Source organism: Massilia sp. ST3 (assembly GCF_018119405.1).
Lineage (GTDB): Bacteria > Pseudomonadota > Gammaproteobacteria > Burkholderiales > Burkholderiaceae_D > Telluria.
In genome coordinates this window covers 13,550-27,583 of the sequence record NZ_JAGPWC010000001.1, presented here as the reverse complement: position 1 = coordinate 27,583, position 14,034 = coordinate 13,550, and the positions used below count along the sequence as shown (strand labels likewise).

The following is a 14,034-nucleotide window of genomic DNA, read 5'->3' as shown; positions in this document are numbered from 1 at the left end:
CAGGGTTTCTATTGAATTGCTATGAATATAACGCTAATACGAGGACGCAACAAGTGCGCTGACGCACATACCGGGGAGCATATGCGGGGCCAATGCTACGCCCATGAACTATGCTACCTGAAATAAAAACGAAACGCCCGAACGTGTTCGCGCCCGGGCGTTTTTTGGCAACAGCGTCCTCGACTAGCGAACCGGAGTCCGTCAGCCGCGGTTGGTCAGGACTCGGTCGATCATGCCGTACTCGACGGCCTCTTCGCCCGACATGAAGCGGTCGCGGTCGGTGTCCTTGTGGATCTGTTCCACGGACTGGCCGGTGTTCTCGGCCATGATGCGCGCCAGACGCTCGCGCAGGTACAGGATTTCCTTGGCCTGGATCTCGATATCCGACGCCATGCCCTGCGAACCGCCCGACGGCTGGTGGATCATGATGCGCGAGTTCGGCAGCGAGAAACGCTTGCCCTTGGCGCCGGCGGCCAGCAGGAAGGCGCCCATCGACGCGGCCAGGCCGGTGCACAGGGTGGAGACGTCCGGCTTGATGAAGTTCATCGTGTCGAAGATCGCCAGGCCGGCGGACACCGAACCGCCCGGGGAGTTGATGTAGAGCGAAATATCCTTGTCCGGATTTTCGCTTTCCAGGAACAGCAGCTGGGCCACGATGAGGTTGGCCATCTGGTCGTTGACAGGGCCGACCAGGAAAATCACGCGTTCCTTGAGGAGACGCGAATAGATGTCGTAGGCGCGCTCGCCGCGGCCACTCTGTTCGATCACCATCGGCACCATGCCGAGTGCCTGTGTATCCAATGCCGGATTCCGAATCATACCTGTCTCGTTCCTTGTAAAAGGGCTAAAGGGAAAAAAGCCGGCCACAAACGCCAATGGCGTTCAGTTAGCAGTCGAACCGTCGCCCCGGCGCAGGCCGGGGCCCAAGTTCAGCCGCACGACAGCTCAGCGGAACTTGGGTTCCGGCCTCCGCCGGAACGACGTTCATCAGCCAACTGAACGCCATTAAGCCACGGGGGCCGGCAATCTTCAATTACGCCTGGGGCATCGAGCCCATCAGTTCATCGAAAGCGATGGTCTTGGTGGAGACCTTCGCCTTGCCAAGCACATAGTTGACGACGTTTTCTTCCAATACAAGAGCTTCCACTTCGCCCAGGCGGCGGCGGTCGCTGTAATAGTACTTCAGGACTTCCTTCGGATCTTCGTAGCTCTGCGAGAAGTCTTCGATCTGGGCCTTGACCTGCTCCTGGGTGGCTTGCAGGTTGTTGTCGCTGACCAGTTGCGACAGGATCAGACCCAGGCGCACGCGGCGCTCGGCCTTGTCCTTGAACATCTCGGCCGGGAACGGCAGGCTCTTGACGTCCATGCCGCGCTGGGCCATGTCCTGGCGGGTCATCTCGGCCAGGCGCTCCGAATCCTGGTCGATCATGACCTTCGGCACGTCCAGTTCGGTCGACTTGACCAGGGCGTCCATCACGGCTTCCTTGTTGCGGGCCTTGACACGAGCCTTGACTTCGCGCTCCAGGTTGACCTTGATGTCTTCGCGCATTTTCTCGATCGAGCCGTCTTCGATGCCGAGCGACTTGGCGAATTCGGCGTCGACTTCAGGCATGTGCGCCCACTCGAGCTTCTTCAGGGTGATGGTGAACTCGGCGGTCTTGCCGGCCACGTCCTTGCCGTGGTAGTCCTCCGGGAAGGCCAGCGGGAAGGTCTTGCTTTCGCCGACCTTCAGGCCGACGGTCGCGGCTTCGAATTCCGGCAGCATGCGGCCTTCGCCCAGCACGAAGGCGTAGTTCTCGGCCTTGCCGCCGGCGAACTCGACGCCGTCCAGGGTGCCGACGAAGTCGACGGTCACGCGGTCGCCGTTGGCGGCCACCGGCTCGCCGCCCGTGCCGTGCTCGCCCGCCTCGCCCTTGGTGTGGTAGTGCACGCGCTGCTTGCGCAGGATGTCGATGGTCTTGTCGATCTCGGCGTCGGTCACTTCGGTGGCGACGGTTTCGACTTCGACGCCGGCCAGGTCGCCCAGCACGACTTCCGGGTAGACTTCGAAGGTCGCGTCGAAGGCCAGCATGCCTTCCGGTGCGTCTTGTTTCGGTTCGATTTTCGGGAAGCCGGCAACGCGCAGCTCGTTCTCGGTGGCTGCTTCGTTGAAGGCGCGGCCGACCTTGTCGTTCAGGACGTCGGTCTCGATCTGGTAGCCGTACTGGGCGGCGACCATCTTCAGAGGCACTTTACCCGGACGGAAGCCAGGCGCCTTGGCCGTCTTGGCCTGCTTCTTCAGGCGCTTTTCGACTTCCGACTGAACGTCAGCTACCGGGAAGGAGATCGTCAAGCGACGCTCGAGTTTACCGAGGGTTTCGACTGCAGTTGCCATTGTAAAAATCGTCCAAAAAAAATAATTATTCGTGGTGCGAGGAGGGGGACTCGAACCCCCACACCATTGCTGGCGTCAGGACCTAAACCTGGTGCGTCTACCAATTTCGCCATCCTCGCGCAGGATTGCATATTGCCACAAAAACAAAGGGCGCCCGACAGTGAAACCGGCCGCCCTGCACTCCAATGTTTAGGGGCTACAACTTCAAACAATTATTTTACTGGATTTTCTGTCACTATTGGGGTGAATTTTGGAACACTGCTGAGCCGGCTCACCCGTCGGGTCGGCAGGTTTCCCTGCCGACGCGTTCAAGCAGCCGCCGCGCATTCATGCATATGTACGTTGGACGCGTCGGCGGCAAAGCCGCCAACCCTACCGCGGCGCATCCTCAGCGGATCGGCTTTTTCACCCTGAACCACGCCGCATACAGCGCCGGCAGGAACAGCAGGGTCAGCGCCGTCGCCACCACCAGCCCGCCCATGATCGCCACCGCCATCGGCCCCCAGAACACGGAACGCGACAGCGGAATCATGGCCAGCGCCGCCGCCGCGGCCGTCAGCAGGATGGGGCGGGCGCGCCGTACCGCCGCCTCGACGATGGCGTCCCAGGCCTCTACCCCATTGGCCCGATCCTGCTCGATCTGGTCGACCAGGATCACGGAGTTGCGGATGATCATGCCGAACAGCGCGATCACGCCCAGGTTGGCCACGAAACCGAAGGGCCGGCCGAGCAGCAGCAGCGCCATGGCGGCGCCGGCGATGCCCAGCGGTCCGGTCAGAAACACCAGCAGCGCGCGCGAGAAACTGTGCAGCTGGAGCATCAGCAGCGTAAACACGATGAACAGCACCAGCGGGATATTCGCCGCGATCGAGGCTTCGGCGTCCGAACTGTCCGCCGCCGCGCCCTCGATGGTGACGCGGTAGCCGGCCGGCAGCCTGGCGCGGATCTCGCCGAGCTTGGCGTCCACCTGCGCCGTCACGGTCGGGCCCTGGATGCCTTCAAGCACGTCCGACTGGACCATGATCGCCCACTCGCGGCCCTGGCGCCAGACCACGCCCGGCTCCCACACGAACTGGACCCGCGCCACCTGGCCGATGGTCACCGCGCGCCCGCTGCCCGTGGGCACCAGCGCTTCCGACAGGCGGGTGATGGTCGAGCGTTCTTCCAGGGGCTGGCGCACCACGATGTCGATCAGGCGGTTGGTCTCGCGGAATTGCGCGATCGGGGTGCCGGTCAGGGTCGTGTTGACCACGCGGCGCACCGCCTGCGAGGTCACGCCCAGGGCGCGCAGCTTGTCCTGGTCGAGGTCCAGGCGCAGCACCTTGACCGACTCGTTCCAGTTGTCGTTGACGCCCACCGTGTTGGGATTGGCGCGCAGCACATCCTTCACCTGGTCGGCCACGCCGCGCACCACGCCGATGTCCGGTCCCAGCACCTGGAACTGCACCGGGTAAGGCACCGGCGGGCCGTTCGGCAGCAGCTTCACCCTGCCCCGCACCTCGGGGAAGTCGGTTTCGAAGACCTTGGTGATCTTCAGGCGCAGCGCCTCGCGCGCCTTGGCGTCGACCGGCAGCACCACCAGCTGCGAGACGTTCGACTGCGGGAAGATCTGGTCCAGCGGCAGGTAGAAGCGCGGACTGCCGGTGCCGACATAGGCGGTCACGCTGCGCACACCCTCCTGCTTGCCCAACCAGGCCTCGAAGCGCTTGACCACCGCCTCGTTGGCCGTGAAGCTCGTGCCCTCGGGCGACCACATCTCGACCATCAGCTCGGGGCGGCTGGAATCCGGGAAGAACTGCTTTTCGATGAAGTTAAAGCCGAACACGCCCAGCGCGAACACGCCCAGGCTCAAGGCAATGGTGGTCTTGCGCCACTCGACGCAGCGGTTCACCAGGCGCCGGAAGCGCGCATACATGGGCGTGTCGAACACGTCGTGCTGGCTCTCGCCGTGGGCATGCGGCTTGACCTTCAGGAGCATGAAGCCGATGTAGGGCGTAAACACCACCGCGACCACCCAGGAGATCAACAGCGCGAGCGCGTTCACCGAGAACATCGAGAAGGTGTACTCGCCGGCGGCCGACTTGGCCAGGCCGATCGGCAGGAAGCCGGCGGCCGTGATCAGGGTGCCGGTCAGCATCGGCATCGCGGTCGAGGTGTAGGCGAAGGTGGCCGCCTCGAAGCGCGACATGCCCTCCTCCATCTTGCGCACCATCATCTCCACCGCGATGATCGCGTCGTCGACCAGCAGGCCGAGGGCGATGATCAGGGCGCCCAGCGAGATCTTGTGCAGCGAGATGTCGAGGATGCGCATGAACAGGAAGGTGATCGCCAGCACCAGCGGAATCGTCAGCGCCACCACCAGGCCGGGCCAGATGTCCACGCGCAGCTTCGGCTTGGTGTGCAGGCCGAGCGACAGGAAGGACACGATCAGGACGATCACCACCGCCTCGATCAGCACCTTCACGAACTCGCCCACCGACTCCTTGACCGCGCGCGGCTGGTCGGCCACCCGCTCGAGCTCGATGCCGACCGGGAGCTGGGAGCGGATGCGCTCCACCGTCTCGTCCAGGCCCTTGCCGAGCTGGATGATGTTGCCGCCCTTCTCCATCGACACGCCCAGGCCGATCACCTCCTTGCCGTTGTAGCGCATCTTGTCCTGGGGCGGGTCCTGGTAGCCGCGCTTCACCGTGGCGAAATCGCCCAGGCGGAACGTGGTCCCGCCGGCGCGCAGCTGCAGGTTTTCCAGCTGTTCCAGCTGCCTGATCGCGCCCGTGACCCTCACCTGCAGGTTGTCGCTCGGGGTCACCAGCACGCCGCTGGCCTCCACCTGATTCTGGGTCTGGATCTGGTTGACGATCTGCTCGAAGGGCACGCCCAGCTGGGCGAACTTCTTGCTGGAGAACTCGATGTAGACCTTCTCGTTCTGCACCCCGAACTGCTCGACCTTCGACACCAGCGGCACGCGCAGCAGCTGCTGGCGCACGAAGTCGGCGTAGTCGCGCATCTCGGCATAGGTGAAGCCGTCGCCTGATAACGCGAAGATGGAGCCGTAGGTGTCGCCGAATTCGTCGTTGAAGAAAGGCCCGATCACGCCCTGCGGCAGGGTGGCCGCCATGTCGCCGATCTTCTTGCGCACCTGGTACCAGGTGGGCGAGGTTTCCTTGGGCGGGGTGGATTCGCGCAGTTCCAGGATGATGGTGGTCTCGCCCGGCTTGGAGAAGCTGCGGATGCGGTCCACATACGGCGTTTCCTGCAGCTTGCGCTCGAGCGGATCGGTCACCTGCTCGGCCATCTGCACCGCGGTGGCGCCCGGCCACACGGCGCGCACGACCATGGCGCGGAAGGTAAACGGCGGGTCCTCGTCCTGGCCCAGCTGCTGGTAGCTCAGCACGCCGAACACCAGCAGGGCCGCGATCAGGTAGCGCGTGAGCGGAATGTGTTCCAGCGCCCAGCGCGACAGGTTGAAGCCCTTCATCGAGCGCCTCCGGCCGCGTTCTGGCCGCTCACGGCGGCCTCGGTATCGGCGCGGCGCGAGACGTCGGCCGTCAGGATGCGCACCTTCTGGCCATTCTTAAGAAGGTGCACGCCCGCGGTGACCACCTGTTGGCCGGCCTGCACGCCACCGCCCAGGATCACGTCGTTATCGGCCTGTCCCGCCACCTGCACCGGCACCATGCGCACGGCGCCCTTTTCCACTACCCAGACGCTGGTGGCGCCCTTGTTCTGCACCAGGGCCGAGAGTGGCACGCGCAGCGCGGTCGCGCCGTTGCCGCTGGCGATCTGCACCGCGGCCGTCATGCCCAGGCGCACGTCCTGGCGGGCGGGAATCGCGACCTTGACCGTATACGTGCGGGTGGCCGGATCGGCCACCGGCGAGATCTCGCGGATCTTGCCTGGAATCGCTTCGCCCTGGTTGGCCCACAGGCGCACGCTCACCTCGCCGGTCTTGCGCAGCAGTTCGACCTTGTCCTCGGGGATGCCGATCACGACTTCCTTCTCGTCGGTGCGGGCCACGCGGGCCACCGGGGCGCCGGCAGTCACCACCTGGCCCACCTCGGCGTCGATGCCGGTTACCACGCCATCCGCGTCCGCCGTGAGGCTGGCGTAACCGGCCTGGTTGGCCTGGCCGCGGAAGGCGGCGCGTGCCGCGTCGACGTTGGCCTGGGCCGCGGTCAGGGCGCTGCGCTTGGCGTCGAGCACGGCCTGGCTGACGAAGTTCTGGGAACGAAGGTTCTGGTGGCGCTTGTAGTCGGCCTGGGCCAGGTCGCGCTCGGTCTCGGCGGCGCGCAGGGCGGCCCTGGCCTGGCTTTCGGCCAGGCGCAGGTCTTGCGGATCGAGGCGCATCAGGACGTCGCCGCGCTTGACGGCGGCGCCGACGTCGACCTTGCGCTCGACGATCTTGCCGCCGACCCGGAAGCCCAGGCGCGATTCGTAGCGCGGACGCACGTCGCCAGAGAATTCGAGCCGCTCGCCGACCGCGCCGGCGGCCAGGGTGACGACGCGGACAGGACGCACGTCCTCGGTCTTCGTGGCGGGCTTGTCGCAGGCGGCGAGCAGGCTGGCCAGCAGGGGAAGCGCCAGCAAGGCGCGCAGCGGGGCGGAGGAAAGTCGGGCGAACACGGAAAGTCCTTTATCGGCCGTTGGCCGGCCATGCATGGTAGATCGGCGACAGCGGGCCGGGCTTGCTTGCGCTCGGCCGGGCCCATTTGACAATTCTGCAATTATAATCATGCAAGTACAAAAATAACTGACTTTAGAGTCAGGCCTCAAAACATGGCAGTCGACCACTACGAGAACTTCCCCGTCGCCTCTTTCCTGCTGCCGCGCCGCCTGGTGCCGGCGGTGGAGGCGATCTACGCCTTCGCCCGCAGCGCCGACGACCTCGCCGACGAGGGCGACGCCACGCCGGAGGAGCGCCTGGCGGCGCTGGCGCGCTACGAGCGCGAGCTCGATGTCATCGCCGCCGGCGGCACGCCCGCCGATCCCATGTTCGCCCGCCTGGCGGCGGTGGTGGCGGACCACCGGCTGTCGGTGGCCCCGATGCGCGATCTGCTGTCGGCCTTCCGCCAGGACGTGGTGACCCACCGCTATCCCGACTATCCATCGCTGCTCGACTACTGCAACCGCTCCGCCAACCCGGTCGGCAAGCTGATGCTGGCCTTGTACGACGCCGACGACGAGCGCAACGTGCGCGAATCGAACGCGATCTGCACCGCCCTCCAGCTGATCAACTTCTGGCAGGACGTGGCGATCGACCTGGCCAAGGGCCGCATCTACCTGCCCCAGGAAGACCTGGCCCAGCATGGCGTCGGCGAAGGCGCGCTGCAGGCGGGCAGCATGGACGCCGGCTGGCGCGCCCTGATGCGCTTCGAGATCGACCGCACGCGCGCCCTGATGCAGTCCGGCGCTCCCCTGGCGCGCCGCCTGCCCGGCCGCGTCGGCTGGGAGCTGCGCATGGTGGTCCAGGGCGGCCTGCGCATCCTGGAAGAGATCGAAAAGGCCGACTACGACGTGTTTACGCGCCGGCCGGTATTGAAGGCGGCCGACTGGCTGGCCATCGGCTGGCGCGCGCTCTGGATGTGAGGGCGCGTCATTGCAAACGAGCGCACGTGCGCGCTCCATGGCTTTCTGGATACGGCCCCATCGGCTAAGATAGCGGATTCGCATTTCCGCATGCATCGCCCATTTCAACAAGAACTACATGTCTCCTGACGAATACTGCCAGCAAAAGACGCTCAAGAGCGGCTCCAGCTTCTATTACAGCTTCCTGTTCCTGCCGCCGGAACGCCGGCGCGCGATCACGGCGCTGTACGCCTTCTGCCGCGAAGTCGACGACACCGTCGACGACGCGACCGACCAGTCGGTGGCCCGCATCAAGCTGGCCTGGTGGCGCACCGAGGTCTCCGCCATGTACAAGGGCACGCCGACCCACCCCGTGACCCAGGCCCTGGCCCCGCACGTGGCGCCGTACAAGCTGGAGGAAAGGCACCTGCTGGCCATCGTCGACGGCATGGAGATGGACCTGGACCAGAGCCGCTACCTGGACTACGCCGGCCTGCAGCGCTATTGCTGGCACGTGGCGAGCGTGGTCGGCATCCTCTCGGCCAGCATCTTCGGCTATACCCGCCCCGAGACCCTGGCCTATGCCGAGAAGCTCGGCCTGGCCTTCCAGCTGACCAACATCATCCGCGACGTGGGCGAGGACGCGCGCAAGGGCCGCATCTACCTGCCGGTCAACGAGCTGCAGCAGTTCGGCGTGACCGCCGCCGACCTGCTGAACGCGCGCCACAGCGAGAAGTTCGAGGCCCTGATGCGATTCCAGACCGAGCGCGCCCAGCGCACCTACGACGAAGCCCTGGCCCTGCTGCCCAAGGAAGACCGGCGCGCCCAGCGCCCCGGCCTGATGATGTCGGCCATCTACCGCACCCTGCTCGACGAGATCGAGCGCGACGGCTTCCATGTGCTGACCCAGCGCATCTCGCTGACGCCGCTGCGCAAGCTGTGGCTGGCCTGGAAGACCTATGTCCGCAGCTAGCGGGCTGCGGGTCCTGGTCGCAGGCGGCGGCTGGGCCGGCTGCGCCGCGGCGGTGGAGCTGCAAGGCCAGGGCCATCATGTGACCCTGGTGGAAGCGGCGCGCAGCCTCGGCGGACGCGCGCGCGGCGTCGAGGTGCGCGGCAACATGCTGGACAACGGCCAGCACATCCTGCTGGGCGCCTACGGGGAAACCCTGCGCCTGATGCGCAAGGTCGGTGTCGATCCCGAGAGCGCCATGCTGCGCCTGCCCGTGCAGATGCGCTATCCGCAGGATGGCGGCATGGACTTCGCCGCCCCGCGCCTGCCCGCCCCGCTGCACCTGCTCGCCGCCCTGCTAAAAGCCAAGGGACTGGCGCGCGCCGACAAGATGGCGCTGGCGCGCTTCACCACGGCCGCGCGCTGGATGGGCTGGCAGCTGTACACCGATTGCCCGGTGGCCGAACTGCTGGAGCGCTTCGACCAGACTCCCCGCCTGAACCGCCTGCTGTGGCGCCCCCTGTGCATCGCCGCCCTGAACACCCCGCCGGAGCGCGCATCGAGCCAGGTTTTCCTGGCCGTGCTGCGCGACAGCCTGGGCGCGAAGCGGCGCGCGGCATCGGACATGCTGCTGCCAAGGCTGGCCATGGGCGCACTGTTCCCGGAAGCGGCGGCCGGGCACCTGCGCCGCCAGGGTGCGGATGTGCGGACCGGCGTCAAGCTGGCAGGGTTCGCGGCCTTGCCGGACGGACGCTGGCGCGCTGAACTCGGCGCGCAGGAAACGCCGGATGCACCCTACGACGCGATCGTGCTGGCCACGCCGCCATGGCAGACTGCCGCCTTGCTGGCGCCGCATGGGGCGGCCAGCGCGCTGTCGGCCCAGCTGGAGGGCCTCACCCACGAGCCGATCGCCACCTGCTACCTGCAGTACGCACCCGGCGCCCGCCTCGGCCTGCCCTTTTATGCACTGGAAGACGGTCCGGCCGCCGGCCGCTGGGGCCAGTTCGTGTTCGACCGCGGCCAGCTCGACCCCGCCCAGGATGGCTTGCTGGCGGTGGTCGTCAGCGCCGCGGGCGAGGCCGCGAGCCTGCCCCAGGATGCCCTGGCGGCCGCCATCGCTGCCCAGCTGGCGCAGGATTTCAAAAATGAAACACTTGCCAAACCGGCATGGTCGCAGGTGATCACCGAGAAGCGCGCCACCTTCTCCTGCGCCCCCGGCCTGGTGCGCCCGGGCAATGTGACGCCCCTGCCGGGCGTGCTGCTGGCGGGCGACTATACGGCCAGCGACTACCCGGCCACCCTGGAAACGGCGGTGCGCAGCGGGGCCGGCGCGGCGACGGCCATCCGCGCCTACGCCGCCCTGCCCCGCGAAAAGCGCAGCCTGTCGCACGCCGATGGCGCCCGGGAGCCGGATTCCGTAAGGTAGCACCATCGAAACAAGTCTTGCGGAAGACGACCATGAACACGAATATCAGCCTGCAACTCGGTTTGCGCACCCTGGCCCTGCTGGCCCTGGTGGCCGTCAGCACTACCGTGCTGGTCAAGCCGGAACTCATCGGCGGCGCCGGCCACGGCGTCACGATGGCGCTGAGCTCGATTCCGGTCGTCGGCCATCATTGATTCATAGCGTGCATGTCGTGCACCAGGACGGAGTAATCGGACCAATGGGTAAACTGGAATACCTCGACGCGCTCAAGCGGGCCATGCTGGGCCTGCCGCCCGAGACGCAGGCCAAGACCCTGGCCTGGTACGAGCAGCGTTTCGTCGACGGCAGCGCCGCCGGCCGCCGCGAGCAGGAAGTCGCGGACGAACTGGGCGACCCGCGCAAGGTCGCGGTCTCGCTGCGCGCCAGCGTCCACATGGACGCTTTCAAGGAAAAGAAAAGCCCGACCAACATGCTGCGCATGGTGGCCTCGGCCGCCGGCCTGCTGGTCTTCAACCTGTTCATGGCCATCCCGGCGGCCGTGTATGCCTCGCTGCTGGTGGCCCTGTATGCCTCGGCCTTCGGCTTCTATGTGGGCGGCATCGCGATCACGGCCAGCGGCCTGGCCGGGGCCAACGAGCTGGTGCTCAACGGTCCGCTGCACCGCGTCACCATCAGCGACGACGGCCACCAGCGCCAGGCGGTGCAGACCCGCATCTCGATCGGCGAGACCGGCATCCATGTGTACGAGGAAAAATCGTCCGATCCCATCGATACGGAAGGCATGGACACGGACGGCGAACCGGCCCATTCGCGCGTGATCCGCGGCGCCGAAGCCGTGGCCGAGCGCAAGATCCAGATCACCACCGACCTCGATCCGGAATCGCGCACCACCCAGACCCTGTTCGGCTCCGGCCTGGTATTGGGCGGGATCGCCCTGTTCCTGATCTCGATCGTGGTCACCAAGTACACCATCGTCGGCGTGCGCCGCTACGTGAAGATGAACCTGTCGCTGCTCAAGGGAAGCTGAGGACGCCATGCGTGGATTAATCAAGATCGGCTTCAGCCTGCTGCTGCTGGCCTGCGTACTGGTCGCCCTGAGCTACAGCATGCTGCGCGCCAATGGCGTCAGCGCCGCCAGCGAGGGCCGCCAGGTGGTGAGCGAAACCCGCGAAGTGCCGCCCAACGTCAACGCCATCGAACTCAACGGCCCGATCGACCTGAACCTGCGCTACGGCGCGACGCCCTCGATGAAGGTGCGCGGCGAGCAGCGCCTGCTGAGCAATATCGAGATCACCGCCGAGGGCGCGGTGCTGAACATCGGCATCCGCGGCATCGTGCTGCGCCACCGCGAGCCGCTCCAGGTCGAACTGGTGCTGCCATCCTTGAGCGCGGCCACCATCGACGGCAGCGGCGACAGCAGCATCAACGGCTTCTCGGGCGAGCGTATCGAGGTCAAGCTCGACGGCTCGGGCAGCGTCAAGTTCAACGGGCGCTTCCGCAAGGTGGAATCGCGCCTGAACGGCAGCGGCGACCTGGATGTCAACGCCGGCGCCGCGATCGACCGCGTGGAGGCCGAACTGATGGGGTCGGGCCGCATGACGGTGGTCGGCACGGCGCGCGAACTCGACGCCCGCGCCAGCGGCTCCGGCCAGTTCGACGCCCGCGACCTGCGTGCCCAGCGCGTGACCGTGTCGCAGACCGGCTCCGGCAGCAGCACCGTGCAGGCACGCGCCTCCGTCATGGCCTCGGTCAGCGGCAGCGGCGACATCGAGGTGCTGGGCAATCCCGACGACCGCAGCGTCAGCCGCACCGGCAGCGGCACCGTGTCCTTCGAAGAGTAATCCGGTTTCGTCCCGGCGGCGCGTACAAGCGCTTCGCGCCGCCTGGCCGCATCTCGCGCCGCCGCAGGGCGCTTCGTCGCAATCCTTCCCGCCGCCGCGCGGGCGCTGGCACGGTAGGGCAACTCAACCCAAGCCGGAACCTGCCATGCTGATCCAGATCCTGATCCACACACCCCTCTACGTCTGGGCCCTTCTCGCCTTCCTGGTCTACCGCGGCCTGGCCGCCATGCGCGAACGCCCCATGACGCCGCGTCGCCTGCTGGTGATCCCGCTCCTGATGCTGGGCCTCTCGGCGCAGGACATCGCCGCCAAATTCGGACTCGGCGGACCGCCGCTGGCCGCCTGGCTGCTCGGCGCGGGGGCGGCGACGGCGCTGGTCTGGCGCTTCGGGACAAGCCGCATCGTGGCCGCCGCGGACGGCGTGCGCATGCGCGGCAGCGCGGCGCCGCTGGCGCTGATGCTGGGGGTGTTCGTAATCAAGTATGCGGCCTCGGTGGCCTGGGCGATCGGGCCCAGGCTGCACCAGGATGCGGCGTTCGGGCTTGTCCTGTGCGCCCTGTTCGGGGTCCTGAACGGCTGCTTCCTGGGTGCGCTGGGGCGCGACCTGCGCGCCTACGCCCGCGCCGCCAGCCAGGCCAGCGCATCCCTCGCGGCCGCCCTGCCGCCGGCGAAGCAGGCGGTCAGCAGGTAGCCGCCGGTCGGCGCTTCCCAGTCCACCATCTCGCCCGCGACGAACACGCCCGGAAGGGCGCGCAGCATGCTGCTTGTACCGTCCAGGGCGTCGAAGCGCACCCCGCCGGCGCTGCTGATCGCCTCGTCGATCGGACGCGGGCGCAAGAGCTTGAGCGGCAACGCCTTGATCGCGGCGGCAAGGCGCGCCGGATCGGCATACGCCTCGGCCGGCAGGCATTCGCGCAGCAGGCCCGCCTTGACGCCCTTGAGGCCCAGGCGGCTCTGCAGGTGACTAGCCATCGAGCGCGAGCCGCGCGGATGCGTCACCTCGGCCAGCACCCGCTCCGCGCTGTGGTCCGGCGCCAGGTCGATCCAGACGGTGGTGTCGCCGTCGCGGGCGATCTGGTCGCGCAGCGGCGCCGAGAGCGCGTACACCAGGCTGCCCTCGATACCGGTCTGGGTCACCACGAACTGGCCCTTGCGGCGCAGTAGTTCTCCGCCGTCGCCACGGCAGGCCAGGGCCACCGTGGTCAGGGGTGCGCCCGCGTGGCGGCTGCTGAAATGCTCGCTCCAGGCGGTATCGAACCCGCAGTTGGCGGGGACCAGCGGCGCCACCTCCACGCCGCGCTCGGCCAGCAGCGGCGCCCAGGCGCCGTCCGAGCCGAGCCGCGCCCAGCTGGCGCCGCCGAGGGCCAGGATCACGGCGTCCGCCTCGGCCAGCCGCTCGCCCTCGGGCGTCGCCATACGTAGGCGGCGACCCAGGCAGCCATCCTCCCAGCCGGTCCAGCGGTGGCGCATGTGGAAACCCACGCCGGCTTCGCGCAGGCGGTGCAGCCACGCCCGCAGCAGGGGCGCGGCCTTCATATCGGTCGGGAACACCCGGCCGGAGCTGCCGACGAAGGTGTCGACGCCCAGGCCATGGATCCAGGCGCGCACCTGGTCCGGCGTGAAGGCGTCCAGCCAGCGCCCGACCTGCTCGCTGCGGCCCCGATAACGGGCCACGAAGCCGGCATAGGGCTCGGAATGGGTGATGTTCATGCCGCCCTTGCCGGCCAGCAGAAATTTACGCCCCACCGAAGGCATGGCATCGTACACATCGACCTGCACGCCGCCTTCGGCCAGCACCTCGGCCGCCATCAGGCCTGCGGGGCCGCCGCCAATGACGGCGACGCGAAGAGATGCTGGGGAAAGCTGGGGCATGGCAGGATAG

The 14,034-nt window shown here is 67.2% G+C and carries 12 protein-coding genes and 1 tRNA gene; 7 read left to right on the top strand and 6 right to left on the bottom strand.

Translation table 11 applies throughout. The features are described 5' to 3' along the window. Window positions 1-201: 201 nt before the first annotated feature. The 5 genes from clpP to KBW98_RS00115 all read right to left on the bottom strand — a co-directional run bounded on the left by clpP (window position 202) and on the right by KBW98_RS00115 (window position 6,994). Entirely contained in the window at window positions 202-819 is a 618-nt protein-coding gene (gene clpP, locus KBW98_RS00135) for an ATP-dependent Clp endopeptidase proteolytic subunit ClpP (RefSeq protein ID WP_307727562.1), read from the bottom strand. A 214-nt stretch (window positions 820-1,033) separates the two neighbouring features. After that, window positions 1,034-2,374 carry a trigger factor gene (gene tig / locus KBW98_RS00130; protein ID WP_211518048.1) on the bottom strand — a complete coding sequence of 447 codons (1,341 nt, stop codon included), beginning with the start codon at window positions 2,372-2,374 and terminating at the stop codon, window positions 1,034-1,036. A gap of 32 nt (window positions 2,375-2,406) precedes the next feature. Beyond that, window positions 2,407-2,493, bottom strand: a tRNA-Leu gene (locus KBW98_RS00125). Window positions 2,494-2,762: 269 nt separating this feature from the next. Next, window positions 2,763-5,849, bottom strand: a complete 3,087-nt coding sequence (locus KBW98_RS00120; protein ID WP_211518047.1) for an efflux RND transporter permease subunit — start codon at window positions 5,847-5,849, stop codon at window positions 2,763-2,765. Continuing rightward, complete coding sequence (locus KBW98_RS00115) at window positions 5,846-6,994, bottom strand: efflux RND transporter periplasmic adaptor subunit (RefSeq protein WP_373888878.1); 1,149 nt, start codon at window positions 6,992-6,994, stop codon at window positions 5,846-5,848. The genes KBW98_RS00120 and KBW98_RS00115 overlap by 4 nt, the downstream gene beginning before the upstream one ends. 153 nt (window positions 6,995-7,147) lie before the next feature. Between KBW98_RS00115 and hpnC the strand changes: the two genes are divergently transcribed. From hpnC to KBW98_RS00080, 7 genes are all read left to right on the top strand, one after another. After that, window positions 7,148-7,957, top strand: a complete 810-nt coding sequence (gene hpnC, locus KBW98_RS00110; protein WP_211518045.1) for a squalene synthase HpnC — start codon at window positions 7,148-7,150, stop codon at window positions 7,955-7,957. Between the two features lie 118 nt (window positions 7,958-8,075). Further along, window positions 8,076-8,909: a presqualene diphosphate synthase HpnD gene (gene hpnD / locus KBW98_RS00105; protein WP_211518044.1), complete on the top strand. Its 834-nt coding sequence runs from the start codon at window positions 8,076-8,078 to the stop codon at window positions 8,907-8,909. After that, on the top strand, window positions 8,896-10,311 hold the full coding sequence (hpnE, locus tag KBW98_RS00100; RefSeq protein ID WP_211518043.1) for a hydroxysqualene dehydroxylase HpnE: 1,416 nt from the start codon (window positions 8,896-8,898) through the stop codon (window positions 10,309-10,311). Before hpnD ends, hpnE begins: the two co-directional genes overlap by 14 nt. A gap of 32 nt (window positions 10,312-10,343) precedes the next feature. Continuing rightward, on the top strand, window positions 10,344-10,505 hold the full coding sequence (locus KBW98_RS00095; protein WP_211518190.1) for a hypothetical protein: 162 nt from the start codon (window positions 10,344-10,346) through the stop codon (window positions 10,503-10,505). A 44-nt stretch (window positions 10,506-10,549) separates the two neighbouring features. Next, entirely contained in the window at window positions 10,550-11,338 is a 789-nt protein-coding gene (locus KBW98_RS00090; protein ID WP_211518042.1) for a DUF1700 domain-containing protein, read from the top strand. 7 nt (window positions 11,339-11,345) lie between these two features. After that, the gene (locus tag KBW98_RS00085) at window positions 11,346-12,152 is read left to right on the top strand and encodes a head GIN domain-containing protein (protein ID WP_211518041.1); all 807 of its coding nucleotides are present in this window, start codon (window positions 11,346-11,348) and stop codon (window positions 12,150-12,152) included. A gap of 145 nt (window positions 12,153-12,297) precedes the next feature. After that, window positions 12,298-12,843 (top strand): DUF6622 family protein, encoded by a 546-nt coding sequence (locus tag KBW98_RS00080; RefSeq protein ID WP_211518040.1) that lies wholly within the window; start codon window positions 12,298-12,300, stop codon window positions 12,841-12,843. Here the strand turns inward: KBW98_RS00080 and KBW98_RS00075 are convergent. Beyond that, window positions 12,765-14,024: a TIGR03862 family flavoprotein gene (locus KBW98_RS00075; protein WP_211518177.1), complete on the bottom strand. Its 1,260-nt coding sequence runs from the start codon at window positions 14,022-14,024 to the stop codon at window positions 12,765-12,767. The two genes, KBW98_RS00080 and KBW98_RS00075, sit on opposite strands and share 79 nt — an antisense overlap. Window positions 14,025-14,034 lie beyond the last annotated feature (10 nt).